At 58.5% G+C, this 26187-nt stretch carries 19 protein-coding genes and 4 pseudogenes; 15 read left to right on the forward strand and 8 right to left on the reverse strand.

Translation table 11 applies throughout. The features are described from left to right. The 3 genes from H281_RS34110 to H281_RS0100020 all read left to right on the forward strand — a co-directional run. The coding region (locus H281_RS34110) for a transposase (protein WP_020065029.1) at positions 1-705 on the forward strand (705 nt) is incomplete at its 5' end. Between the two features lie 142 nt (positions 706-847). Next, a complete protein-coding gene (locus tag H281_RS36675; RefSeq protein ID WP_164701802.1) occupies positions 848-1918 on the forward strand; it encodes a hypothetical protein in 1071 nt (356 codons plus the stop codon). A gap of 737 nt (positions 1919-2655) precedes the next feature. Further along, positions 2656-3729: an NAD(P)H-dependent flavin oxidoreductase gene (locus H281_RS0100020; protein ID WP_408735232.1), complete on the forward strand. Its 1074-nt coding sequence runs from the start codon at positions 2656-2658 to the stop codon at positions 3727-3729. Between the two features lie 1565 nt (positions 3730-5294). On the opposite strand, the gene H281_RS36680 is transcribed toward H281_RS0100020, so the two are convergent. Next, positions 5295-5576: a hypothetical protein gene (locus H281_RS36680; protein WP_164701804.1), complete on the reverse strand. Its 282-nt coding sequence runs from the start codon at positions 5574-5576 to the stop codon at positions 5295-5297. A 504-nt stretch (positions 5577-6080) separates the two neighbouring features. Next, complete coding sequence (locus H281_RS35555) at positions 6081-6458, reverse strand: hypothetical protein (protein ID WP_020065033.1); 378 nt, start codon at positions 6456-6458, stop codon at positions 6081-6083. A 207-nt stretch (positions 6459-6665) separates the two neighbouring features. Between H281_RS35555 and H281_RS34120 the strand changes: the two genes are divergently transcribed. The 5 genes from H281_RS34120 to H281_RS0100060 all read left to right on the forward strand — a co-directional run bounded on the left by H281_RS34120 (position 6666) and on the right by H281_RS0100060 (position 11184). After that, on the forward strand, positions 6666-8261 hold the full coding sequence (locus H281_RS34120) for a recombinase family protein (RefSeq protein WP_051120877.1): 1596 nt from the start codon (positions 6666-6668) through the stop codon (positions 8259-8261). 310 nt (positions 8262-8571) lie between these two features. Continuing rightward, positions 8572-9186 carry a plasmid partitioning protein RepB C-terminal domain-containing protein gene (locus H281_RS37585; protein ID WP_020065036.1) on the forward strand — a complete coding sequence of 205 codons (615 nt, stop codon included), beginning with the start codon at positions 8572-8574 and terminating at the stop codon, positions 9184-9186. A gap of 300 nt (positions 9187-9486) precedes the next feature. Further along, complete coding sequence (nthA, locus tag H281_RS34125; RefSeq protein ID WP_020065037.1) at positions 9487-10146, forward strand: nitrile hydratase subunit alpha; 660 nt, start codon at positions 9487-9489, stop codon at positions 10144-10146. After that, a complete protein-coding gene (nthB, locus tag H281_RS0100055; protein WP_020065038.1) occupies positions 10143-10814 on the forward strand; it encodes a nitrile hydratase subunit beta in 672 nt (223 codons plus the stop codon). The genes nthA and nthB overlap by 4 nt, the downstream gene beginning before the upstream one ends. 1 nt (position 10815) lies before the next feature. Then, positions 10816-11184, forward strand: a complete 369-nt coding sequence (locus H281_RS0100060) for a nitrile hydratase accessory protein (protein ID WP_020065039.1) — start codon at positions 10816-10818, stop codon at positions 11182-11184. Positions 11185-11768: 584 nt separating this feature from the next. Here the strand turns inward: H281_RS0100060 and H281_RS0100070 are convergent. The 4 genes and pseudogenes from H281_RS0100070 to H281_RS37170 all read right to left on the reverse strand — a co-directional run. Further along, a complete protein-coding gene (locus H281_RS0100070; RefSeq protein WP_033379384.1) occupies positions 11769-13196 on the reverse strand; it encodes a cytochrome P450 in 1428 nt (475 codons plus the stop codon). Between the two features lie 30 nt (positions 13197-13226). Beyond that, positions 13227-13454 (reverse strand): BBE domain-containing protein, encoded by a 228-nt coding sequence (locus tag H281_RS37590; protein ID WP_408735230.1) that lies wholly within the window; start codon positions 13452-13454, stop codon positions 13227-13229. Positions 13455-14071: 617 nt separating this feature from the next. Further along, a pseudogene (locus H281_RS37595) lies at positions 14072-14596 on the reverse strand (FAD-binding oxidoreductase); the annotation flags it as partial. A 644-nt stretch (positions 14597-15240) separates the two neighbouring features. Continuing rightward, positions 15241-15492, reverse strand: a pseudogene (locus H281_RS37170) (IS5/IS1182 family transposase); the annotation flags it as partial. 440 nt (positions 15493-15932) lie between these two features. Between H281_RS37170 and H281_RS34140 the strand changes: the two are divergent. The 3 genes from H281_RS34140 to H281_RS0100095 all read left to right on the forward strand — a co-directional run bounded on the left by H281_RS34140 (position 15933) and on the right by H281_RS0100095 (position 19903). Continuing rightward, positions 15933-18224, forward strand: a complete 2292-nt coding sequence (locus H281_RS34140; protein WP_020065043.1) for a beta-glucosidase — start codon at positions 15933-15935, stop codon at positions 18222-18224. Positions 18225-18367: 143 nt separating this feature from the next. Then, positions 18368-19171, forward strand: a complete 804-nt coding sequence (locus H281_RS0100090; protein WP_020065044.1) for a hypothetical protein — start codon at positions 18368-18370, stop codon at positions 19169-19171. An 87-nt stretch (positions 19172-19258) separates the two neighbouring features. Continuing rightward, positions 19259-19903 (forward strand): hypothetical protein, encoded by a 645-nt coding sequence (locus H281_RS0100095; RefSeq protein ID WP_020065045.1) that lies wholly within the window; start codon positions 19259-19261, stop codon positions 19901-19903. A gap of 670 nt (positions 19904-20573) precedes the next feature. On the opposite strand, the gene H281_RS0100100 is transcribed toward H281_RS0100095, so the two are convergent. Then, complete coding sequence (locus tag H281_RS0100100) at positions 20574-21485, reverse strand: LysR family transcriptional regulator (protein WP_020065046.1); 912 nt, start codon at positions 21483-21485, stop codon at positions 20574-20576. A 165-nt stretch (positions 21486-21650) separates the two neighbouring features. Between H281_RS0100100 and H281_RS0100105 the strand changes: the two genes are divergently transcribed. From H281_RS0100105 to H281_RS0100115, 3 genes and pseudogenes are all read left to right on the forward strand, one after another. Beyond that, the gene (locus H281_RS0100105) at positions 21651-22349 is read left to right on the forward strand and encodes a glutathione S-transferase family protein (RefSeq protein WP_020065047.1); all 699 of its coding nucleotides are present in this window, start codon (positions 21651-21653) and stop codon (positions 22347-22349) included. 198 nt (positions 22350-22547) lie between these two features. Continuing rightward, positions 22548-22918, forward strand: a pseudogene (locus H281_RS35335) (DUF427 domain-containing protein). 207 nt (positions 22919-23125) lie between these two features. Then, a pseudogene (locus tag H281_RS0100115) lies at positions 23126-23720 on the forward strand (IS66 family transposase); the annotation flags it as partial. A 343-nt stretch (positions 23721-24063) separates the two neighbouring features. Here H281_RS0100115 and H281_RS0100120 read toward each other — a convergent pair. After that, positions 24064-24765, reverse strand: coding sequence for a glutathione S-transferase family protein (locus H281_RS0100120; protein WP_020065048.1), 702 nt, complete (start codon positions 24763-24765; stop codon positions 24064-24066). A 911-nt stretch (positions 24766-25676) separates the two neighbouring features. Here H281_RS0100120 and H281_RS0100125 point away from each other — a divergent pair. Further along, complete coding sequence (locus tag H281_RS0100125; RefSeq protein ID WP_020065049.1) at positions 25677-26003, forward strand: DUF4148 domain-containing protein; 327 nt, start codon at positions 25677-25679, stop codon at positions 26001-26003. Positions 26004-26187: the final 184 nt, after the last annotated feature.

A 26187-nucleotide genomic window follows, 5' to 3' on the forward strand; every position in this document is an offset into this window, starting at 1 on the left:
CAGGCAGGGATCATTATGGACGTTGAGGCGACGCCGGCGAATCGGTCACAGGAAGTCGAATCAACCAGAACAATGATTGACCGTGTAGAACGTCAATGGGACCTGACGCCCCGCAAGCTGGTAGGTGACACCGCCTACGGCACAGCAGCGCTGCTTGGCTGGATGGTTGAAGAGAAACACATCGAGCCGCACGTCTCGGTCTGGGATAAAACAACGCGCAAGGACAATACGTTCTCCCGTAGCGAATTCATCTGGAATGAACAGGCCAACGAGTATCGATGCCCTGCAGGGAACGCGCTACGCAGCGACTGGCGTCCACTGAAAAATCCACGCACGCACATCACGAAAGCCAACACCATCGTGTATCGATCGAGTGAAAAGAACTGCAGCCATTGTTCGATGAAGAATCAATGCTGTCCGAATATGTCGTTTCGCAAAATCACGCGCAGCATCCATGAAGCCGCCCGCGATGAAGCAAGGCGCATCGCGACAACCGCAGAATACAAGCAGTCTCGCCGGCAGCGAAAGAAAGTGGAAATGCTCTTCGCTCACCTCAAGCGCATCCTGAAGCTGGATCGCCTGCGACTGCGCGGTCCAAGCGGTGCTCATGATGAGTTCCTGATGGCAGCAACCGCGCAAAATCTGCGAAGAATGGCCAAGTGGCTCATGCCAGCAAGCAAGCAGATGAATCAGGCCGCTACATGACCAGCAACGGGGGATCGCTGCCTGATTCAAGTTCGCCACTTCGCTAAGCGCCACAACTCGGAAACGTGTCGCCAACTTCTGCGCCCCCAACCACAACACGACTTTTTCAACAGAATCGGCCACTAGCAGACATTGGCTGTCGATGGTCGGACGTCCGCTACAGATCCGTGCGTCGACATCAGCAGAGGCTGCGAGCGACCTGCTTGCCAATGCCGGTTTAACGACAACTGTCGCGCGGTCACAAACGCATGCAATTGACATCGCGCCGGCTTTCGTTCTGTTCGGCTGCGCTTCGCAACTCGTCACCGACGATCAGACCGGACAAGGTACCTTCGATTCACTGCCAAGCCACGAAGGAAAATTAGAAATGCTGTTACGCACGAACAGAGGTTCCTCGATAAGCGCTCCCCACGAGGTAGCACCAAAGGAGAACAAAGCGACGTCCGCGGCGACTCCTGCACGCAGAAACAGCGCTCCGGCCGCTCTAGAAGGCTTGCGAAGCAGGAGCCCGCTGCCGGCTGCGGAATCACGAGCGCCCGTTGGTCGCCTCGACCAAGGCCGCCTCAATGCATGCAACGACAAGTTCAGGCAGTCTGTTTTGCCGCAGCGACAACAGGCGACGGCGGGTTCGCAACTGCACACGCCAAACGATCCCAGCCGACCCGTGACGCTAGGCAACGTGAAGGGAGATGAGTTGGATACGAAGCACAGGCCAACGCCGTTAGTCCAGGATAACGGGGCCGGCGGGATCTGGAAGAAACCAGGATCGCAGAATGGCGCGACAGGAAAATTCAATTTTGCCTCGGACGAAAACAACAACGTATTCGTCGGGAAGGAAGGACAAGGGGTGCGACATCCACATCTGGCAAGTTCACTGGATGGGCGTCCGACCTATGCGGGCGAAGTTGTTCTTCAAAATGGAAAGGTCAATGCATGGAACAATAATTCCGGTCATTTCCGACCGCCGGCGAATCTATCGCATCAAGCACCATTCCCAGCCGATCGGTTCTCGCCTCAACACATAAGGAACAGGATCCAGAGCGAAACGGGCAACAGTTCGATGAAGTGGTCGGTGTCGGACCAAGCGGACGCCCAGCAGCGTGTGGCCGAAGGTAGAACTCATCTGGACCCCGGCAGGTACGCGGATAACAAATTGATAAACAAGCAAACGCTGGCGCCAGGTCCCCTCAGGGAAACGGACGACATTGAGTGACAGCGGTGACGCTTAGGCGTTTTGCTCACCGGCGCGCTGGATCGATGGCAGCGGAGACCAGCGCTTGCTGCGCTTCAAATAGCTCGTGCCCGGACACGCCCGACCTCGGTGCTATCCCGGCCTGAGCGGTCAAACCGCGTCGCCGAATGGCTGACACATACCAGTCCGGCGGTAACGTCAGCGACGTGGCGCCAACGGCGGCGCGCAAAAATAGTCACCTGCATCGTTCGGTTTGCGCTCAATCGGAGGTAAGTTGACTGCCATACCGGCATGCCCCCGGATGGTCGGCAGTGTTTCACAAAGGCGGCGAACAGAGCCTGAAACGCACCAAAGCGTTGCTCCAGGAAAGCGCGCGACACCTTGAGTCCAGCACATCCCGACTGCGATACAACTTCGCTTGCCAGTCGGCGACCGTGAAGACGTTTCAATGACTATCGAAACGATGATGAAACTGCGGGCGAAGCTGTTCATCTGTCGGCTGGTGGGGCCACAAACCGACGTTCGTGCCGAAGCGACGGCCGACCGCGTCGGGTCACGTGTCTTCGGTCCAGACCACGGGAGGCCAAGCCGTCGATGCGATCGGCATGAGGCAGGGCGGCCAGCAGCCGTCATTCGACCCGTCCTATCAGATCGCCGAGGTCAGCTCGCAAACAATGCAGGTATGATCCACTTGCCTCATCCTCTACAACAGGATTGTCCCGACGGTGCAGGTATCTGACCTCAAATGCCCCCGAAATATGGGCCAATTGCAGATCGAGAAAATGACACTTCCTTCCCGCCTTCCTCTTATTCAAGCTCCAATGGTCGGCTCTTTGAGCCCTCTTACAATTGCAGTTAGCGAGGCTGGCGGCTTGGGTTCGCTGGCTTGTGCAGCGCTGACTCCTACGCAGCTACGCGAACAGATAGGCTTAATTCGAGCGGGGACATCAGCCCCGTTCAATCTAAATTTCTTTTGTCATACCGCGCCAACCCCCGATGAGGAGGCGCAAGAAAAATGGCTCGAAGCACTCGCTTCCTACTACAGGGAAACTGGCATTGATGTGTCTGCCGCCGGAAGGGGGCCGGGCAGGGCGCCCTTTGACGATGCCATGTGCAATGTAATCGAAGAGACCAGGCCGGCTGTCATCAGCTTCCATTTCGGGTTGCCCGATGAGAGTCTGCTCGTGCGGGCAAAGAACACTGGGGCGATGATTATGTCTTCCGCGACGACGGTCGAAGAGGCCCAATGGCTTGATAGGCGCGGCGTCGACGCTATCATCGCTCAAGGTGTGGAGGCCGGAGGTCATCGCGGCATGTTCCTCACCGCAGACATCAATGCGCAGCCTAGCTTGTTTGCGCTTTTACCGCAGATTGTGGATGCGGTGAACGTGCCTGTTGTCGCAGCGGGCGCGATTGCCGACGGCCGGGGAATAGCAGCGGCCATTGCACTTGGCGCGAGTGCCGTGCAGATCGGAACGGCCTACCTGATGACGCCGCAGGCCGGCAGATCCAGCATGCACCGCGCAGCCTTGCGTGCCGCGCGTGACGACATGACCCGGTTGACCAACCTTTATACGGGCCGTCCGGCACGCGGGCTGATCACCCGTTTCATGTGCGAGCAAGGACCAATGAGCGCGGTCGCACCTGCGTTTCCGCTGGCAACCGGTGCAGTGGATCCGCTTCGCGCTGCGTTCGAAAAAAGCGGACGCAGCGATTTCTCGATACTCTGGGCAGGTGAAGCCGCAGCACTGGCGCGCGAGGAAGATGCAGGACATCTAACAGGCCGGCTGTGGGAGGACGCGCTGAAATGCGCGGCTGGCCTCCGTTTATAGGAGTGTGCGAGCCACAAGGCAGATAGACCTTGGCCTCTGGACGCAAACGTCGCTCACCGTGCTTTCCTCCGTCGCTATGGCGCTGGAAATGACGGGCGTGGCGCAAGTGTGGGGCTTGCTCGGACCGCTTCCAAATTATCGATAGTCAGTGGGCTCGAGAAAGTTCGAAGCTCGGGAAAGAAAGATCCAGCGACCATCTAACGAGATCATTTGCCGGCCTTGGTGCATCAACGAGTGACCGTTTTTGACAACCCCGAGTGTCCCTAATGGGTCGGCTAGGGCCGACCGCATCGCGCGGCACGCGGCCATCACCAGACCTTCGACATCCGGGCCAGAATCGTCAACAATTGCCACGCACATATTCGTGGCACAGCACGTAGAGAGGACAGTGAAAGTTAGATTAATAGAGGATGGGAATTTCCCGTCGTGGCTGCGATTGCTACTTATCCTCGTTGGCACTGGATTGGGGGCGATAGCACTTGAATGCAAACTGTGTCCAGTAGCAGCGAAAACCGTCTTGCTTCTCGGCTTTGGAATTCCTCTTGTCGGCGGTATAACAAGCCGTGCCGCGTTGCTGAAGATAAAGCCCTTTGACAACAGCTACAAGAAAGCGAAAGACAGCTACAAAGAGAATGACTGAGATAACGAAGGGAAGAATAGGGGAGGGGCCGCCCGCTTTCCGGAAGGATGATCAGCCGTAACGGGTCGACTATGCGCAGTCGCTCCAGTACGCGGGTCGGGGACGAGCGGCGAGCCTGGTCATGGAACGCAGTGCGGCCAATTCCGGCCGCTCGACGCCGATGCGTAAATCGTCAACAATCCATGCATAACTGTTAGTGTGCGCGGTCGCCCAAAACCGCGGAGCCGTGCGTGCGTAAGTCAAGGGTACTCATTTCAATGGTATTCAAGGGGAAGCCAGCGCGTTTTGAAAGTTCCTTGACTAGAGCGAACGCACTTGCCCAGCTGCAGGAACTCAGCAGTTGGCGCGCGGGACGGCTCTGCATGGTCGAGGCAGTCAGTGCGGACAATATCGTGTTGCGGGTCGCGCGTGACGTTAGGCGTGGAAATGGCACGCGGTTTCAGGGGCGTTTGCTAATAAGCGCCGGGGGTTCGTCACTCGTTGGAACGTTCAAGTCCTCCGCAGTCAGCCGCATTTTTGCGGCAATATCCTTGCTCTTCCTCGGCGTCATGCTGTGCGGCGGAGTGCTTGGAGGTATTCGCCGAGCGATTACTCCGAGACCGGACCTGCTTGATCCGCTGCGATACATCGCATTCCTGTCGTTATGGTCAGGAGTTGTTTGTCGGATTGGCTGGCTGGTGATCTGGAATGCTTCCCCGGTGCGTAGCGACGTTATAGCGATCTCTGCAGCTATCCGCCAGGCGCTACTGCTGCAAGAACGCGAAAGCTAACCCTTCCACGACATCACCAGGTGAAACGGTTAGCTTTCTGTCAATGGTAACGGGCGACGAAAGTCAGCATCGGATCAATGTATCGGGCGAATGTCGGCCATGGGGGGACACTAACCGTCCCGTGCTGATTCGCTGACAGTTTCGACGAGTGAACATCACTTCCACTGATAAGCTGCGGCGCGCACGAACTGCCCACGGACCTGATGAGGCAACCAGGGGAAAGCAACCGTGAGCGCGTGGTCCGCGGTTGCAGAGCCTTGACCAAGGTTGTTATGTTGCCAGTGACTGGACTGGCACACCTCCAGCCAGATGTTTTTTGTGTCGGCGCGATCAGAGTCCGTAAGTGCCGGATTAGCCATCACCGCGCCGAAAAAAGTCCATGGACGTGCCCAGTCCACAAAAGCCGTCGCCGCAGCAAAGATGTCGGGTTTAGCCACGGGTACGGAACGCCTCAAGTGTTTGGGAGAGTGGGCAAATCTTGCGGAACCTTGACATGCCGAACGTCTGATTTCGGCAAACCCGAGAGTCTGCTCCGGGTCGAGTGGGGAAAGCCAATCGACAGGCGTCTGTCAATCGCCGACATTTTCGAATCGTTCCTCTCTTCGCGCTCGATCCGTTACTGTCGTGGTTTCAGTCTCTGATCCCCTTGTAGGTCAACGAGACTTCTCAAGTTAGGAGCATTTCATTGGTCCTGGTGACATCAACGATCTCACTCCGGTGATTATCCGCGCAAAGCCGTATCAAACCTTGGGATGCACTTCCTGAAAGCTCAAGCGGGAGTGGCAGGTCGACTCGCTCAAGCCTCACCGACGCCAGTCCTGCAGATGCGTTTCCTTCAAGTCCATTCAGGTGCTTTGCCTCTGTCGGCCGTTCGATCCAACGAGTGCGACATCTTCGTCAATATCGGTAGCCAGAAGGCAGAGGGAAGTGCGGCTGGCAGGTCATGTCTTCCCTTTCAATTCGGCCACACAGGTTGCGTGGATCTCACGCACAATAGGCGATCGATAGTCCAGTCTCCAGCCGTCTGTGAACAGTCTGGCGAGGGATTCCTCGTCGGCGATACCCGGCAATTCCCTCAGGCCGAGTGCGAGCCTTTCTGAGAACGAACCAAGCCGAAGCCGCTCTGGCCAGTTCGCCTTCGCGCCGTTTGCCATAAGCCAGATGCGGATCGACTCAACGAGGTGGTCAGTGCGAAGCCAGGCACCGCTGCGCGCCCTCGCAACGAGCTGGGCTATTGCAAGATAGCAGAGCAGTTCGGCGCGCCCTTCGTCGTCCAGTCCTTCAAATTCGATCATTGGTTCCATCGCATAGGTGAGCATGGCGTCGCGGGGTCGCGCGTTCGCAAAGCTGCGAATTACTGGCGGAAGGTGATGCCGGGTATGTCGTTGCAGTGAATGCCGCGGACTCGGGACTGGGGTGGGCGCAGGGCAATAGTGCCAGCCTCTTTTCCCGGCAGACGCCGTCATTGACCTTGACTTCACAGCGAAAACCACTAGCACTGAAGTTTACCCGTCTGTCGAGCTTCAATGCCTTCCCCCAAGACGCGTTCTGCTCACCCGACTGCGCCGCCCCGGGCTGCACAGTACATTCGCATGTCCACGGATCGCCAGGAATATTCTCCGCTCTTTCAGCGCGAAGCGATTGCCCGGTATGCCGCCACACACAACATAAGGATCGTACGCGATTACGAAGACGCGGGCATCAGCGGTCTCACGTTGCGCGAGCGCCCAGCGCTTATCCAGCTGCTGCTAGATGTCGAAAACCCCGCCCGGAAGTTTTCCAGCGTTCTGGTGTATGACGTCAGCCGCTGGGGCCGTTTTCAGGATGTCGATGAGAGCGCGTTCTATGAATACACGTGCCGCCGCGCTGGCGTGAACGTGATTTATGTCGCTGAGCCCTTCGAGAACGACGGCAGTCCACTCGCATCGGTACTAAAAGCGATGAAGCGGGCAATGGCCGGCGAATTCAGCCGGGAAATGTCGCGCAAGGTATTTCTTGGCCACTGTCTCAACGTCCAGCGCGGATACCACACCGCAGGACCTGTCGGATACGGTCTGCGGCGTGTGCTTGTCAACGACCGTGCAGAGGCTCGACAACCGCTTGCCCGTCACGAATACAAGAGCGTGCAGACCGACCGCGTCATCGTCGTCCCGGATACTACGGGCGAAGCAGCGATCGTACGCAAGATGTTTGAGTGGTACGCGACACAACCGGTGACGGCGACCGGGATTGCACGGCGCCTGAACGAATTCGGGATCGTCAACGGGGAAGGGCGTCCCTGGCAGGGGCAGAATGTCATGCAGATTCTGCGCAACGAGAAATACATCGGCACCAACGTCTACAGCCGCACGAGTTCCAAGCTCGACGGTCCGTGGCAGCAACTGCCAGGGAATGAGTGGCTAAGAGTGACCGGTGCATTCGCCCCTGTGGTGGACAGGCGACTGTTTGCGGCGGTCCAGAGGAAGCTTGCGGAAGGCAGGCGGCGACCGACGCGCGACGAAATCATTGATGGCATGCGCAAGGTGATAAGCCGTACAGGCAGGATCAACCAGAAGTTGCTGAAGCACTATCGGAGCGCCCCGTCGGCGGAACAGGTGGCGCACGAGTTTGGCAGTCTCAACGAAGCGTACAAGGTCATCGGCTATGCGCCGAACCTCGACCCCGCGCGCTCCGAAAACCGGTGTGTCGAGCGCCGTATGGAACAGCACGTCGCGCACAGCGTCACTGCAATGCTGCGTGAACTGGGACACGACGTCAGGTATGAAAAGCATACCGCCACGTTGTGCGTTGATGGCGCGTTGCGCATGCAACTGGTGGTGCGCCGTCCATGGATGATCCAGGGGCATCTGCCGTACTGGATCGCGCGCTGGCCGGACTGCTTCGCGATCGACTTCCTGGTGTATGGACGCATGGAACGCGATGGTGCGGAACTGCTTGATTTCCACATCCTGCCGCGGGGCAGTCTCCGTGCAGGCGAATATACCGTTGTGTTCCGTCACGGCCAGTCGCATTTCAAAGCGTACTGGCATCCCGATCTGAAAACGCTGCTCGCGCTGACGGACACTGTTTCGCTCGACGGGCTACCAGCGGTTATCAATTTGGGGGCGAGGTCGATGCCATGATACGCGCGACTCCAGTTGATCCTGATCTGGCTGTTCCTGCGGAAGAGCCCCGGGACTCATTGCACGACGACCGGTGCGCCGGGAGCAAGAGATCAACGCCGCAGGCGAAGGCGCGAAAAGTCTTGGGCCTCCAACGCGCACGGCAACAGACGCTTCTTCGACGGATGGAATCCGTCCGGGCAGACATGGCCATTCTTGAAAGCGTACTGTTCGATCTGTTGTCCGATCCGGCGTTTGTAGCGTTGCTCAACCATCAGGGGCATGTGACCATGCCGCGGCTGCTTTGGAACCGGCTGAGCGGAAGGGACTCATGACAACCGGCCGACGTGCCAGATTCGTCGCCCGGGCCGCGGAGTCCGCGGACGGGCGCGCGGCCCCAGTAGGCATCTGTCCGGAGGCGCTCGCCGTGCTGGTCGGATACCGACTACCTGAGCGTACCGTTGCTGCGCTCAGGCGGATGGTCAGCGAACGTCAGCTGACTGCAGCTCAGGTGATGGTTGGGCAGGACAATTGTTCGGGCGATCTTGCGCGTGCATTACTTGCGGCCACGCCTGCATCACAACGCGTCGACGATCCGCGCGGCCGGCAGGCTGACCGCCATCGCACAAGACTGCTTTCCGGGATGGAAAAGCGTCTTACCCACGTGCAGGAGACGGTGCAGTCCCTGAGGCAGGACTATCACGATGACCTTTACTACCTCGCCCTGGCCGCGAGCTTCGTCAGAGGCTGGATGCATGATGACGTTGTCACAGCGTGGCTAAAGTCACACGCTCCGGGCGCCGTCGCGACACTGGGCGAAGTCGTATCAGCTTCGGACAAGGCGAAAGCGCCTGGGCGACCGATGAAACTGCCGTATGCATGTGCTTCCCGACAGGCAGATCGAGCGAGGCTGAACGGAACCCGACGCGAGACTAGGGGCGAATAGTTCGGTCCTACGTGACACACCCGGCAGAGTGCCTAGAAGCGGGGCCCGACATATTTGCTGGCAGTTCGTCAACACTGCTGTTACAAGGCCGATTGAAGTGATTCGCGCAAACATCTTCGAACTACCGCAGTCGGCCAGGAAGCGCCGTTCGCCTGTAGCCTTACCCCGACATTCAGGCGTCGGCTTCGCTCCTGGAGGCTGCCATTCGTCCCTGAGCTCCGCACCCCGCATCCGGCGTTTGCATTTGCGCGATTGGCCAGCCATACTGTGTTCGATTCACCTTCCCCGGGACGAACGCCGATGAGCCACGACGATCATCATGGAGGCGGGCCAGCCGGTGCCGACGATCACGAGGGCAGCGCCCTGTCGGAGATGGACTTGCGCGTACGCGCGCTCGAATCTCTTCTGGTGGAAAAGGGGTATGTCGATCCCGCAGCGCTCGACATCCTCATCGAGACGTACGAGCACAAGGTCGGGCCGCACAACGGTGCGCGCGTCGTAGCAAGGGCCTGGAGCGATCCTGCGTACAAGCAATGGCTCCTGGATGACGCCACTGCTGCCATTGCGTCCCTTGGCTACACGGGACGGCAGGGCGAACACTTGGTGGCTCTGGAGAACACGCCGGCTGTGCACAACATGGTGGTGTGTACGCTTTGTTCGTGCTATCCGTGGCCCGTGCTCGGGCTCCCGCCTGTCTGGTACAAAGCGGCTCCGTACCGATCGCGCGCGGTCATCGACCCGCGCGGCGTACTGAAGGAATTTGGCTTCGAACTGCCCGCCGACGTGGAAATTCGCGTGTGGGATTCCACTGCCGAGGTCCGATATCTGGTGTTGCCAATGCGTCCGCCAGGCACCGAAGGCATGGGCGAGGATGCGCTCGCTGCACTCGTCACGCGCGATTCGATGATTGGCACCGGGTTGCCGAACGGCCTCGGCTATCCGAATCAGGAGCACATATGAATGGCGCACAAGACCTTGGAGGCATGCAGGCCTTCGGTCCGGTCCAGCCCGAGGCCGATGAGCCGCCATTTCACGCCAACTGGGAACGTCGGGTCCACGCGCTGACGCTCGCCATGGGGGCGACAGGCAAATGGAACCTCGACATGTCCCGCGCCGCGCGCGAAAGCTTGGCGCCGGCGCAATACCTCGCGAGCAGCTACTACGAGATCTGGTTTGAGGGCCTCAGGAAACTGCTTCTGGCGACCGGCCTCGTCAATGCCGAAGAAATCGATACAGGCGCATCGATGTCCGCGGCGGTACCTGTTGCGCGCGTGTTGATGGCGGACCAGGTGTCAGCCGCGCTTTTGCGAGGCAATCCGGTTGATCGTCCGGCACCCGGCGAGGCGCGCTTCGCGCTTGGGGACAGCGTGCAGACCCGTCAGTTGCATCCGCTCACGCACACGCGGCTGCCACGATATTGCCGCGGCAAACGCGGCCAGGTCATCGCACTGCATGGAGCGCATGTCTTTCCCGACACCCATTCAACAGGCCAAGGCGAACAGCCTCAATGGCTGTGTACGGTGCGCTTCGAAGCCAGCGAGCTGTGGGGCGCGGATACGACCGCGTCGTCGGTATGCGTTGACTGCTGGGAACCGTATCTCGAGATGGCGAACGCGCCGGCAGCCTGACATGACCTCGGCCGAAAAACCTTCGTCGGAATATCGCTCCAGCTTGCCGGAAACGACTCGCGAAGATGCCGAACCTGTCTTCGACGCACCTTGGCAGGCGGCGGCTTTCGCGATGACGCTTGCGTTGCATGAGCGCGGCTTGGTCACGTGGACCGAATGGACGGCCTATCTGAGCAGTGTGATCAGGGACGCACAAGCGTTGGGTGATCCGGACCGCGGCGATACGTATTACGCGTACTGGCTGACCGCACTCGAGCGGATCGCGACGGCGAAAGGGTGGGTGACAACGGACGCGTTGTTGAAATGCCGGAACGCATGGGATGAGGCTGCCCGGCGAACACCGCATGGCAAGCCGATCGAACTGCGGTGAGCGTGGCCCGCGCCCCCACTTGCACGAGCTTCGACTGGTAGCGGCCGTTCAAACGTCGGACCTTGAGCGCCCCCTGGCTTCAGGCGATAACCACGTTGAGTTCATCGCCGCTACTTGCACATCTCACCACCGACTGCGCGCCCGACAACTGCGTCAATCGAAAGTCTCTTTGCCCCTTGGAGAGGGCCATACGCGTCTTACACAGTCGAATGGCCGACGTGGGTCGCGTGCCGCCGATCCTGAGCGGGCGAGAGTCGAGTCTCCTATGCCGGTTGCGTGAGGCAGTGACCGGCCACATCCAGACGTTCGGGGAGCGGTGAAACTTGCCATCGGAATGGCTGTATTGATCCGGAACCTGAGGGACGAGGTACGCGCACGATTCGGCCTCAGCAGCCGCTGGCGCGACCATTCGCCGACGGCCGTGACGGGCTTTGCTGACCTCAGTCCGGCAACTAGATGAATCGCAGGTTTCGATGCCAGATTTTCCCTCATCGAGTTTCGTGAGTCTGAACTGCCCCAGGTCCAACGGTTTGGAGTATGTGGCGTGAGGCGTGGAATGACGATCTCCCTCAGCCGTCGGCAACTCAGGTGACGGGATGAAGCTTCACTGGCATTCTGTTCGGCACCATCGTAAAGGCAGAAATCTCTTCGATTTCCTCCGGGTCGATTGCCAGTTCTATTCTGAAATGCTTCATCAACATTGATATCACGAGTCTCATTTCGACGCCTGCCAGATAACGGCCGGGACATACTCGTGGGCCTGCGCCGAATGTCAGGTACGCCTTCTGTTCATGCGCACCGTCAGACGGGTCCCTGGGGTGCTTCCAGCGGTCAGGGTTGAATACCTCCGGATGCGCGAAATGCTTCGGATCCAGCATGCCAGGGCGCGTCAGCAAGAGCATGCGCGTTCCCGCCGGTATGGCAACGCCACCCAGGCACACATCGGCTAGCGGCTCGAATGTCTGTATGGCGGCAACAGGCCGCAGCCGTAGGGCCTCGCTGCACACCGCCTCGCAAAGATCGAGGTGCTTTAATGCATCGTAGTCCGGACAGACCCGGGATTCACCGAGTGCTGCCGATGATTGTTCGAAGAGCTGATATTGCAAAGGTGAATCCGCGGCAATGTACATTAGCGCCCACGCAATCGCATTTGCCGTCGTATCTTCGCCCGCGACCAGCAGCGTCAGGACGTTGGCCGAGATCAGTTCGTCGGTCACCGTTGAATCGGGCTCGTTGCGCGCCACAAGCATCGCTTCGAGCAGATTGTGCGGTGACGGATCAGCGGACTGTTGCATGCGGTCATGTGCTCGTTCAATCATTTTTTTAATGTAACGATGCACTTCCACCATTGCACGCGCGAGTCGCCGGTCTTCCGGTAGCGAGACATAGTGCCAGTAAGGAAATAACGCTGTGACACGTCTCATGAGCGCCGGCAGTATCAGTGCAAGCTGTTCCTGTATCACCCCGCGCTCCTGTTCGAGCGTGTGCGGATCCTCGCCGAAGGCGAGCGTACTTGTCACGTCCACGGTATAGCGCTTAAGTTCGTCCGTCATCTCCAGCGTTCTATTCTCCTTTGCAGCGCTCTGAAGGCGAACGAGGAAACGCTCGGTAATCGACGATAGCGACGGATAGAAAGCCCTGATATTGGAAAAGGACAGCGCACGCATGATCAGCCGGCGCTGCGGCTCCCACGCGGCGCCTTCGGCAGAGAAGAGTCCGTTTCCGCCGAGTTCTGTCATTGCGGATTCTATCGGCGAAAAACGTCGATACAGGTTCGGGCGCTCACGCATGACAGTCTGAAACAGGTCTGGTTGCGTCCACACTGTTATCGGAATGGTGCCGAGTTGGACCCTGAAGGGGGAACCGTACTGCCGGGCCCAACGCTCCAAGGTCAAGTGGAGTTTTGCGGGCGCCATCTGAAACAGGTTTCCAAGCAAGGGCAAGCCGGGTGGGCCGGGCAAATCTGCGACCTTTCGCGAAATCGCATTCGTGTTGAGATGAAGGTCAGCCATGCTTTCCTCCGTTTGCCCGTCACGCCCCCATCAGGTCGGCGGCCGGATGTTCTGATTCATGTGGAAAAAGTTTGTCGGATCGTACCTGGCCTTGATCTGCTGAAGCCGTCGGTAGTTGGGACCGTATGCTGCAATCGGCTCGCCGGTGTCATCGTCGTCCAGATAGTTGACATAGCGACCCGCGGCGAAAAAAGGCTGCATCTCTTCGTACATTTCGCGAGCCCACGCGACACATGCATCAGACTCCTCCGGTCGCATCCATTGAGCGAGCACGAGGAAGTTATAGCCCTCACGACGGTGCGGGAAGCTGTATCGCTCACTTCAATGCGCGTGACTGCGCCGTGGAAATTTTCGAGCAGCAGTTGAGCTTTCGTCGACGGGCGCCGTGCGAAGCATCTGATCATGGCATCAATCGCAGCGTCGTTTAGCTCGGTGAGGAAGCTGGACTTCCAATAGTTCAGAGCGCCCTTCGGGAAATTGTCGTCGAGCATCTGATTGAGCTTGCAATAAGGTATCGGCCCAACGGCGTCCCCGATGGGATGCGCAAACTGTTTCAGCGGCTGCATGGCTTTTTCGGCACCTTCCAGCGGCCCACACTGGCTAGTGACCAGCGCCGCCACTTCCTTGCCGGAGCCCTCGGGCGCATGCGTCAGTGTTGCGTACAACGTCTGCTCGTCAGCTAACGATGGCGCAATGTCGCGAAAGAATTCGACCACGGCGCGAGCGCTTTCGATCGGGTGGGTTGGGCCGCCCATAATGAACGGTCCAACCGGGTGAAGTTCATACTCAAGGCTCGTGGCGACGCCGAAGTTTCCGCCGCCACCTCGAAGCGCCCAGAACAGTTCAGGCTCCCGGTTCTTGCTCGCTCGCAACACCTTGCCGTCCGCTGTGACGAGATTTACCGCACGCAGATTGTCGAGTGCGAGGCCGTATTTGCCCAGCAGCCAGCCCACCCCGCCCCCGAGCGTCGGCCCGGCAATGGCCGTGCTCGAGACCACGCCACCGGTGACGGCCAGGCCATGCAACTGCGTCTCGCGATTAAGCTCGCCCCAAGTGACACCGCCTTGCGCCCAGACGGTTCTGCTTTCTGGATCGACGTGTATGCCCTTCATCGGGGAAAGATCGATTACCACCCCATCATCAATCGTGGCCCGTCCCGCCAGGTTGTGCCCGCCGCCGCGAACGGCAACCTCAAGACCAAGCCTACGGGCGACGTCGAGAGCCTCGACAACGTCGGCTACGCCGTGACATCTGGCGATCAAGGCGGGGCGCTTGTCGACCAGGTCGTTGTGGACCCTTCTCGCATCTTCGTAGGCGGCGTCCGTGGGTTTTAGAATCTGCCCCCGGAAGTTGGCAGCAAGCTCGCCCGCTGCGTCGGCCAGGGATACGATCGGCAGCATCGGTTCTCTCCTTGAAGGCGCCCCAGTCACATGCGTTCGCACTGAACTTTGTGCAGGTTGGTTTGTTATAGGGCGCCGCCGACTGTACGTAAAGACTAATGCGAGGCGCAATTCGCCATGCGTTTCTCCGCTTTTCTGAAACAGTCGCTAGATGGAGTATTTCCTGGAGCGTGTAGTCCGCATCGTGCAGATCGACCACGGTACCGATCGATGGTTGCGGCTCAAAATCGAAGAGAAACTGTTCTGTCTCAGCAGCCAGCACACAGCTAGTCACTCGTCGGTTCACGCTGCCATTGAAAGCGGCATGCAAGGGAAAAAGGTTCAGAAACCATGGTTACGCCAATGTTCGCTCTCGCGCCGATTGTTGCCGCGAGGAGACCGCTCCGTTTGCGGATGCAGCAGGGCTGGCTCGCAAGGACTTTGGTTTCGCGGCGGCCGTACTCGCGTGTCCGGTACTCGGCCAATCCGCGAGCGGCCGTTGAACGCTGGAAGCCGCCGTTATCGTCGCGGTGAGTCGCTCGGCCGAAGTGGGTCGACGAGCGACTGCCGCGTTCGGCACAGAACTACCATGAACGTGCAATGTCTTAGCGCACGCTGATCGCAGCTGACTCGCCAAGTGCGGATATTTGAGCCGCATCGAGCGCTCGCGTTCCGAAGTACCAGTTACTGCCTTTCTGCGTCGAAGGCATGTCCGGCTCACGGCGTCCCGGCGTTGTTCGTCGTTGAACCTGGACTGAAATCAACGTGGCGTCGACCACCGAACCGACTTTCAGCATCAGGCCCTTCGCAATCAGGACCTAGTTGACTGGTGCGACCACCTGCGTCGCCAGGCCGTGCGTTTCGAGCAGCTGGCAAAACCGCAGGATGGCCCTCTCATCAGGTAAACGTGCCATGCCGCTGCCCGCGATCGTCAAGCATGACTCCCATGGCGTGGCCACGACGATAGCAGCCCTCGGTAATCTCGATCACCCCGTCGGTCGCGCGTACCTTTTGGGCGAGGTCTTAGTTGCTGGAAACAGGCGCAACGAACGACGTCGCGGCGATTTACTGTGACGCGACGGTTGGCCTCAGCAGGGTTTACGAGATTGAAGCTGCGTCCAGCCGCAGCACTAAAATCAGTCATAAGACGACGATCGATGCGGCTGCGTCCGTTGAAGTAACTACCTTGTGTGATTCCGCTTCAGCAGCCGGTTCAAGAGGGCTCGCCTGGTGTCACTCCGATGAACCGTGACTCGAGAAAAACGGCGACTGGATTCGCAATGCCGCAAACCAACAACCAAGAGGCCCATTGCATATCAGGTCCCCTTTTCCTTGATCACTCGATCGAGGAACCGATATGTCGAATCTCAAAGCATCACCTCATCTACGCGGGATCCCGCATCGCGCGATCCGCATCGCATGTGAAAGCGCCGTTTCCGTTGCCGCGTTGGTTTCGCTGTCAGCGGGTGCGCCGCAAGCGGCAAGTGGGCCGCCGTGGATGAATACGGCTCTTGCTCCCGAGCAGCGAGCGGCATTGCTGGTTGGTGCGATGGCATTGGATCAGAAAGCCGCCCAGTTGCATGGTCAAAGCGGCACGATAGCCGAGGTGCCGGCGTGTGGAAACAGTATCCGTCACATCCCGGGGATACCGGCACTGAGTATCCCGACGTTCCGGATTACGAATGGCCCGGTTGGCATTGGGGCGGGCGACTGCGTGCCGCAGGACCGGGCGACCGCATTGCCGATGTCGATGGCGCTGGCCGCGAGCTTCGATCCCACCCTTGCCCGAGCGTACGGCGACGTGTTGGGCCGTGAAGCACGCATGCTGGGCCTGCACGTGGTCGAAGCGCCCGGCATGAACGCGGTCCGCGTTGGACAAGGTGGCCGAAACTTCGAGTACCTCAGTGAAGACCCCGTACTCGCCGGTGTCATAGCCGAAAACGAGATCCGCGGTGCGCAGGCGACCGGCGTCATTGCGATGGCCAAGCATTTCATACTCAACGAACAGGAGGCGAATCGGAACACCGTGAGTGTGGTCGTCGATGACCGTACGCTTCACGAAATCTATTTGTTGCCATTCGGCGTGTCCGTCAGAAGGGGCAATGTCGCTTCGGTGATGTGTTCTTATAACCGGATCGGCTCGACGTACGCGTGTGAAACGCCGCGAGCGCTAAATGCAATCTTGCGCGGTGAACTGGGTTTCATGGGCTACGTCCAGTCTGACTTCGGCGCAACGCATTCGACTGCACCGGCGCTGAATGCCGGTCTGGACCTCGAGATGCAGTCGGGTATCTGGTTCACGCCGCCAAACCTCAACGCGGCCTTGGCGACAGGCCAGTTGACCATGGCGACGGTCAACCAGGCGCTGACCCGTCGTTACACGCAGATGTTCAAAGCCGGTATTTTCGATCGTCCGGTAGCCCGTACGCCGCTCGATTCCACGACGATCCAGAATGACGGAACCGAGGCCCGTGTGATTGGAGAACAGTCCGCGGTGCTATTGAAGAACAGCGGCAATCTGCTGCCGCTGTCGGGCGCGGTCAAATCGATCACGATTGTTGGCCACAATACCTATGTGGATGATGCTATCGCTGGCGGAAGCGGTAGCTCGCGAGTAGTGCCTACCTACACCGTCGGCCCACAGCAAGGGATCACGAACGTACTTCGGCAGCTAGGCTCCAGTGCGACCGTGAAGACGCTCGCCGCGCCGAACGACGGCAGCATGGACGCTGCGGTCGCCGCGGCTGCGGCGACGGCCGACGTCGCGATCGTCATGGCGGGCGTCGTGACTGGAGAGGGGAGCGACCGTCCCGATCTGTCGTTGCCGAAAGGGCAGGACAAGCTGATCGCGGCTGTCGCGAACCGCAATGAGCGAACGATCGTCGTTCTAAAGGACGGCGACCCGGTTCTGATGCCGTGGGTCGATCAGGTTCCGGCAATTCTGGAGACATGGTACTCAGGACAGGAAGACGGCAACGTCGTCGCGCGATTGCTGTTTGGACTGGCCAATCCTTCCGGCAAGCTGCCGGTGACGTATCCACGACTGGCTACGGATACTCCTACCAGCATGCCGGACCGGTACCCCGGAACGTCCGGGTCGGATCCCGTTGTGCAATATTCGGAGGGTCTACTGGTCGGGTACAGGTGGTATGACACGCGACAGGTCAAACCGTTGTTCGCGTTTGGTCACGGCTTGTCGTATACCTCTTTCAAGATTTCCGACGTCCAGGTTTCGCCGCGTGGCTATACCGGCAACGGCCCGATTCTGGTCGCGCTGACCGTGGAGAATACTGGGCTGCGGGAAGGCGCGGAGGTCGCGCAGGTCTACCTGGGCTTGCCGCCGAACCTCGGCGAGCCCACGAAGCGGCTGATTGCATTCCAGAAAGTGCTGCTCAAACCGGGCGAGAAGAGGGCGCTTTCGATGTACATCTATCCGATTAACGGTTTTCACGCGCTTAGCTATTGGGACAATGCAGCGCAGAGCTGGAAAATCGCCGCGGGGACTTATACGGTTTATGTCGGCAATGCATCCGACAACATAGTTGCACAGAGCACCTTTACGGTTAACGTGGCGATGCGCGACACCGGCGATGGCGATGACAACGTCAGCCGTGATCCCGCTCCGTTCGGATGGGACTGGGCTAGATGACCATAAATCGGCATGGTCGGCGCGATGGCTCGGAGGTCGCTTAATCGTCCGTCAAGTATGGCTTCCGCGAACTCGCGCCGATCCCGCTTTTCCCGCCGAGCAAGCGGCCACCTGGATCTATACTTGGGCAGTTGGAGACACCCATGGCTAATCACGACAGGCTGCATCCGCTACGTCCGCTCCTGAAGAATTGGGTTTGGGAGCATGGTCGAATCGGCACTCGCTATCTGGACTGCATCGATGGCGAAATCAAGTTTGACGAAGGCAGGAAGTCGCGCTTCGCGGCCGAAGAATACATTTTCGTGCCGCTCGACAAGGATGCTGACGACGATGCGTCTGTGGAGGGGCCGCCGATCCAGGAGGCGGGTCTTGCCCGGTTTTTGCGGGCAGCGCAGTTGGGCAAGCCGGAGGAAGCCGGCTCTATGGCGGAGGTCCAGCGCGCAGTGCAGGACTGCGTGGAACTTGGCCTGTTCAGCTCATATCAGATTGACGCTCAGGAAGCCTCTGCACGCTATACGCAGGAGCCCATGTTCGATGATGAAATCCGCGCCGCGGTTGTCGACGATATCCGGCGTATTTACGCGGGCGCGCGCGAGCAACTGTCGATGTACGATTTCAGTGTGCTTTACGGCTTGCCCACTCCGTTGCTCATCAACGAGGCGCCGTTCATCGACTGGCGCGTGCGCGCTAGTCCGGCCCTTCCGTTCGTCTCGCTTCCTCTTGGACCTTACTGCCTGCTGGTGGGTGCGCCGTCGGGCCGGAGCAGCCGAATTGGCCCAGTGGCCTGGAAGTCCGCTGCCACAATGGGACCGTTGAAGGACCACAACCGCCAGATCGCCGAGCACTCACGTTTGTGGCTGGTGGCGACCACCGATGACCAACTCGTCGCTGTACAAAGCCGCTTGGCTGCAGCCTGGAGCCCCAAGCCGGAGGATGCGAAACCCTGACGAAGTCGGCGGAAACGCGCGGCCGGCAGTGGCCGAATCATGTGGCCCGGGCGTTAGCGAGACAACAACCTTGCTGTAGGAAGACCCATGAACAAAGGAAAGACAAAACTTACCCGCCATGATGCTGAGCGCCTTTTCGAGGGATTGCCCCGCGGCAACGTGAAAGCATCGGGCCGGCCCGAGAACCCATTCGAAGCAGGAGCATTCGACGTGGTCGAGCGCGTCGACGACGAAACCAAATTCTGGAAAGACAACCTCATTACGCTTCCGATGGCGATCGAGTTGCCTGTTGGCTACGAGTCGGTGTCTCGCATGCGCGAGGCGATGGTCCGGGCATGGCGCGTGAAGTGGGTGAGGGAAGGTAAAAACGAGGTTGTCACCGAGTTTCCCGAAGGATGGACAGCCGTTCGCCCGGGAAGCGGCCCCATAGAGCTGAGAGATCCGTCAGGCGTGGTCCGCGCCTTATACGGCTGGGCTGCGGATGCTGAACTCAAAATTCTGCCGCGGTATCTTATTGAGTCACAAGCAAACAGTTCAAGCGGACTAGGCAGCCTGCTTGTCCGTGATCGCGGGAACGGTCAGATACTTGAGCGGTCATCGATCTGGTCCGCTCAGACGGGTACCAATCATCCAGATTGGACCAGGCTGTCAGCGTGGCTCAACTTACGCTATCCACAACATCGCGACCCGCTGCGGTACTGGAACGATTGCGAGGAAAACATTCAGAATTGAGCCGCTTTGGCGGCGCTGTCGATCGGAGCCAGTGGACGATTCCAGCGGGTTCGCGAAGCATCCCGCTGACAGGGAAGCCCTTGATGAGCCTACACCGAGATGGCGGGTGTTCGGTCGGCACAAACTCTGCCGCGAGTGGCGGTTGTACCCTCGGAATCGGCCGTTCTGGCTAGATGAGGCGGAAGGGCGGCTGAGGGTCGATGCATGCCTCTCGCATGAAATCCCGTACCTGAGGCGTCCGTCAGCCGTTGGCATGGGGCTCTGTGCGGACGACTTTACTTCGCTCTACGACTCCGGCACGATCAGTCCCAATCAGCAGGCGTTTGGTGACGGACTGTTGTCCGAGCATCCTCTTGTTTCAATCCCCAGTGCTGTCAGCGGGCATTCGTGAAATCTTCTGATCGACACTGCGACGGCAACTGGAACTTTCAAGCTCCGGAACGACGAGCGGTTTGCGCTGGATACGCGCCTTCTACCCGGCGTGCATCCTTGAGGCAGGGCAGGATGGCATCTCTATCATATCGTGCGCCGAGTGGTCGGAGGATCCCGATGGATAGGCCAAACCTCGTCACGTTCCTTCCTGATTGCCACCGACAGATCGATCGGATCGACGGACCCGGGGCGCTCCGGCGACGATGAGGGCGTAAAGGTGTGCCGCTTCCTGCGCTGGCTACGCGCTTACGGCTGACCGTAGAAAGTCGACAAACGCGCGCACCTTCGCTGATAGATGGCGATTCTGTGGATAGAGGATAGAAAATGGGCGGGAGCGTCCGCCGTATTCCTGAAGGACTTCCACCAGATCGCCACGCTTCAAAGCTTCGGCCGTCGCGAAGCGGTATGTCTGGTAAAGGCCGCCGCTCGCATTGACCCAGGCGACGCACCCAAGCGCATCATTGAGTACGCGCATCCTGCTCCTTATCGGTTGTTCAATCTCAGCCCCTTTCCCATCGGTAAACAACCACTGCATCGGCCGCCCGGTATTAGGAGACACATATTGGATGCAGTCATGCTTCTCAAGATCGTTGAGCGAAAGCGGCGTGCCTTTTCTTCGTAAGTAGTCTGGTGTACTAAAGACTCCTAAAGACGCATCCTCCAGCTTATATGCCACCAGTCGCGAATCACGCTGGATACCTAATCGGATAGCAAGATCAAACCCCTCTTCAACAAAATCAATGATCTTGTCCGAGATACTTATCTCAACGTCGATCTGTGGATAGGCTTCAGTGAACTTGGGCATCAAAGGCATTAAGCGATATGTCCCGTAAGCGGCACTGACGCTGATGCGCAGCAGCCCACTCGGCACTGTCTGCGCGCCGGTGATTGCACGCTCGGCCTCTGCGATTTGCTCGAGCGCTATCTGACACTCCTTCCAATAAAGCTCTCCTTCATTGGTGACCTTGACGCTGCGCGTTGTCCGCGAAAACAGGCGGACCCCAAGACGCTTTTCGAGCCGACTGATCGCTCGACTGATCGCCGCCGGGGTTACGCCAAGAACCTCGGCCGCGCTTGTGAAACTTCCCAACTCCGCAGCCTTACAGAATTGCTCGATGCTGCCGAGCTGGATCGACTCGCCACTGCCCATTATTTATTCCAATATGTAATAGATGAATTGATTTGTACACCATTTATCTCTACTGGGCAAGCTAATAAAGTGCACTCACTGCTCGCGCAGACAAGGAATTGAGACCAACTCTTTCGCACATACGGGGTTGGCGCCATCTTCGACTCCCACTAAGGAACGACGCAAATGACTACCAAACTGAATGTTTTCACCTCGCCCTCGGCATTTCCTAACCCCCAGCGCCTGCGCCTGTTCATGCATGAAAAGGGGATTGCAGATCAGTTTCACGAAACGATCTATGACATGACGCCGGTCGGCGAACAGCGTGGCTGGCGTCACCTGAAAATGAATGCATGGGGCGAAACGCCGACGCTTGAACTTGCTGACGGTAGCTTCATTTCCGAGACAGCCGCCGTTGTCCGATATCTCGACCAGTCCTATCCCGGTCGAAAAGTGATGGGCGAAACGCCTTTGGAGCAGGGGCTGGACAACATGTGGGATAACCGGATCTGGGTTCACATCTTGTATCGCATCGTCACGGCCTTCCATGTTCTGCATACTGGTCTCGGTTTTAAGCTCGAACTGACGAAGAACGAAGCGTGGGGCGAACACTGCCGTAAAGAAGCGCTGGCCCATGCTGCACTGGTTAACAAACACCTGTCGGATGGGCGCCAATGGCTGCTTGGAGGCGATGAGCCTACTTTCGCCGACATTACTCTGGCAACCGCGATCGCGTTCTCAAAGTTCCCGGTGAATGCTACGCCGCTGGACGAGCGTTTTGAGTTTCTGGATGCCTACTGGAAGCGCTGGCAGCAACGTCCGAGCTTCCAAGCCGCATATGCCGATCGCAGCAGTGGCATCCCTGAACTGGACAACAAGGCTTGATCCAGACGTTAAGTCGCGCGATGTTCAAAAAATGGGTATCGCGCCATTGAACGGGTCTACTTTGGGTTGGTGGTGGGCGGCCGTGGTAGCTTACCTCGGCCGACAATAGTCGTTCGAGAGACTGTCGTTACTCTTTAACGCGTCGCGCGGCAGGTTCATTAACCGCCCCATTCTGTCTGTTATTTTCGGAGGTACCGTATGAATAAGACCATGAAACTGTCCGGGCCTGACCATCCAATCACGATCACGCCCGAATCGCGCCGCGTTATGGTGACGCTGGGGGGAACCATCATTGCGGACAGTACCGAGCGTTATCCCTGCGGGAAGCAAGCTATCCGGCAGTCCTGTACATCCCTCGCGACGACGTTCGCATGGATCAGCTCGAGCGCACTCTCCATGCAACGTATTGCCCTTACAAAGGGGACTGTGCTTATTACCGCATTCCAGCAGGTGGAAAGCGTAGCGTGAACGCCGCATGGACTTATGAACATCCGTTTGCTGCAGCAGCTCAAATAGCTTCTCACTTGGCCTTCTATCCGGACGGCGTGGACGCTATCAACATCGTCTAGCGTTGACAGAGCTTTGTTGCCTTCAATAACAACTGCGAACCCTGACGTCGCTCATCGCTTAACGCGCACGCCTGTTTGGCCGCTTCCGGTGACAGGCCCGGATTCTCTTCCTGCAAGTATTCAAAGGTTTTCAGCCTTGAAGGGACGCTTCGCATGGCCTCGCGCTGACGCTGGTGTCGTGGCGTTGACCACAGCCCAACTCGATCGGGCCTGCCGGGTCCGGCTTTGCTCGCCCACATCCCAACATCGAAGTTCGCGCGACATCCCGTCTATCGCCGGTCCGTCATGTACGCGCGCGACGGCGTCGAGATGGAAGCGGGCTTCATGGGCCACTGGTTGGCAAGTTTGACGTGGTTGCTCAACCCGTTGGTCGGCGCGGTGTGCCGCCATGCGCCCGGTGGCGCCAAGGTCCACGCCGACGACACGACACCGCCGGTGCTTCGCCAGGAAAAGCTTGTGCCGCTGCTTGAAGATATAAAGCGGTGGTTTGAGGCGACGAACCTTACACTGTCCGCGAAGCCGCACACCACGAAAGCGCCACAGTATTCCTTGAATCGCTGGCCTGCGTTGTTCTGTTACTGCGAGGAAGAGCTGGCCGAGATTGACAACCAGATCGCCGAGCGCGCGTTACGTGAGTGGCAATCAATCGGTCGCCAGGTCTTTTTGTTCGCCAGTGCCGACTCAGGCGGCAAACGTGCGGATGCGATTTACAGCCTGATTGGTTCTGCGTGGCTGAACGGTATGGTCCCGAAGCCTACCTGCATACGTCATTGCACGCATCGCCGACCACCCGACGATCCGATAATCTCCGCTTAATCTCGCGCCTGCGGAACCGGTACGCCGACGGCCAGCCCGCCCCCGAAAGAGCTCACCTGATCCATTCGGCGGCTGATCATCGGATCATCGCAAATACACGGTTTTACTTCGACACTGCGGGCGTAATTGCGCGCGACGTTGACAAGCGTCAGGAGGCGGTCACGAGCGTAGAGGGCAGCCGTTCACCAATGAGGAGGCGGAGCTGGGTCGCGCTGGAAGAGAAAAACGCCCGCAGCCAAGGCTTAAGGGCGTTTTATGTCATCTACTGGTTTCGCCGGCGAGAAAAAGGTCGTCGAGTTCAGCAGGAGGTCTCGACTGTTCTGCTGCGTTCACACAGTAGCGTTGTCGAGCTCCGGAATGCCACTTTGGCGGTCGGCGTAGGCGGCCTTGAAGCTCGGGCGTTGTTGCCAACGCTTCCAGTAGGCATCAAGAAATTCGAAACGCTCGTCGAGCGGAGTGGCGTTCACCGGGAACTTCGAGAACGCTATTGCGGTTGCCAGCGTGATGTCTGCAAAGGTGGGCTCCTGACCGCCGAGCAGCCATTCGCGGCCGTCTGACAGATGCTTGTTGACCAGCGCGGCGTGGGCCAATGCTTCCTTGCGGCAATGCTCGCCCCATGCCTCATTCTTCGTCAGTTCGAGCTTGATGCCGAGTCCTGTGCGCAACACATGAAAGGCGGTGACAATCCGATACAGGATGTGTACCCAGATGCGATTGTCCCACATGTTGTCCAAGCCCTGCTCTAGGGGGGTCTCGCCCATGATCTTACGACCCGGATAGCTCTGGTCGAGGTATCGGACGACGGCGGCTGTTTCTGAAATAAAGCCGCCATCAGCAAGCTGAAGCGTCGGCGTTTCGCCCCACGGATTCATTTTCAGGTGACGCCAGCCACGCTGTTCGCCGACCGGCGTCATGTCGTAGATGGTTTCGTCAAACTGCGCGGCAATGCCCTTTTCGTACATGAACAGCCGCAGGCGTTGCGGGTTGGGGAAGGCCGAAGGCGAAGTGAAAAGGTGGAGTTTGTCGGTCATGCCTGTGGATTCCGGGAGATGGATGAGAGTATTGCTCGTTTGGTGCTATTCAATAGATTGTTCCCGTCGGTGCTATCTGTAAATGTCAAAAGCTCTCATCTATGTGACGGATTCTCTTATGCCACGTGTGAGGCGTCGAAAGCGGTTGAGCCATCCGAAGTCTTCGCTCGTGGAACCTGATCGGCACTGCAATGGACACAGCTAGCAAGATCAAAGATATCCACACTTGTGTTCCCGAAGTTCCAGGCAGCAGGCGAAGCTTCGATCCCGGGCGCACGCCATAAAAAGCTAATGGGATGCGATCTGACGATGCGCAGGAGACGGTCGAACTGGCTTGGAAAACCAAGAGGACTCCTACGCCACGACAAAAACTCTGATACCGGCTAAGGCCAACGATGCTTCTACCTCTCTGCAGGTCGAGTGCTTTAAGAAGCCGATGATGCGTGGACCCAAAAGCCGCCGCTAGACCCGACCGTGCTATTGATTGCGTATTTCGGCGAATGTAAACGGCGATCTCAGGAACGTGACCGATTCGACAGCGTGGGGCGTTGCGCGGTGTTGCCAGCGAATTTCCTTGTTAGTTTGGTCGAGATCGGCTCGAGGACGTAGGGTTCTGGGGATGCCGTTCTGAGGGGGGCACCGAGGCGGTAATCCGATGAGGACGCTGCATAAGGCGGATGAGCATTGCGTCGGCGATCCATCCGCCGCCAAAATTCCTTGGTTAAACGTTCTTGAACGTGTGCATGTATCCGGTACGTTCGTTGATAACAAGTACTCCGCATCATGTCGCCTATGACCCGCAGTCATAGGATTACAAGACGCCTTCTTCATAGAGATTGCTATGGGTAGACTGGCATCACTGAATCGCAAACGGGTGTTTGCGAAAAAAACCAAGTCTGGAGTTAAATATCATGAAACTCGTTCAATCACTCGTCGTCGCTGCTCTCGCTATTCCCGCCGTTTCGTCGTTTGCGCAGTCAGAAACATCTGTCAGCCGTGCGCAAGTACGTGCCGAATTGGTTCAACTCCAAAAGGCAGGCTACCGTGTGGGCGACGGTGATGAGGCAACGTACCCGGCACAGATCCAGGCCGCTGAAGCGCTCGTCGCCGGGCAGAATGGCGCAGCAACCGGTTATGGTGGAGTCCGGGGCGGATCGTCTTCATCAGGCGTCTCCTTCAAACCGGCCGCGAACACCGGTGCGAATACCGATGCAATGTCGATTTATAGCGGTCACTAAGCTGAGCTGCAGTGTCGAGAATGCCAAGACGAGCTGGTTGCTCTTTTGATCGAGAGCAAGCCAGCCCATTTTGGTTTTAGTACGCCGTCCGACCGCTCAATTGCTGTTGGATTTCTCCCAGTTATGCCTCGTCGTTTCTTCGTCCGCCAAGTTAGAGCCAGAAAAGAAGTCGAAGCTGAGGCTT

Origin of the sequence: Paraburkholderia caledonica (assembly GCF_000383275.1) — a bacterium.
Lineage (GTDB): Bacteria > Pseudomonadota > Gammaproteobacteria > Burkholderiales > Burkholderiaceae > Paraburkholderia > Paraburkholderia caledonica.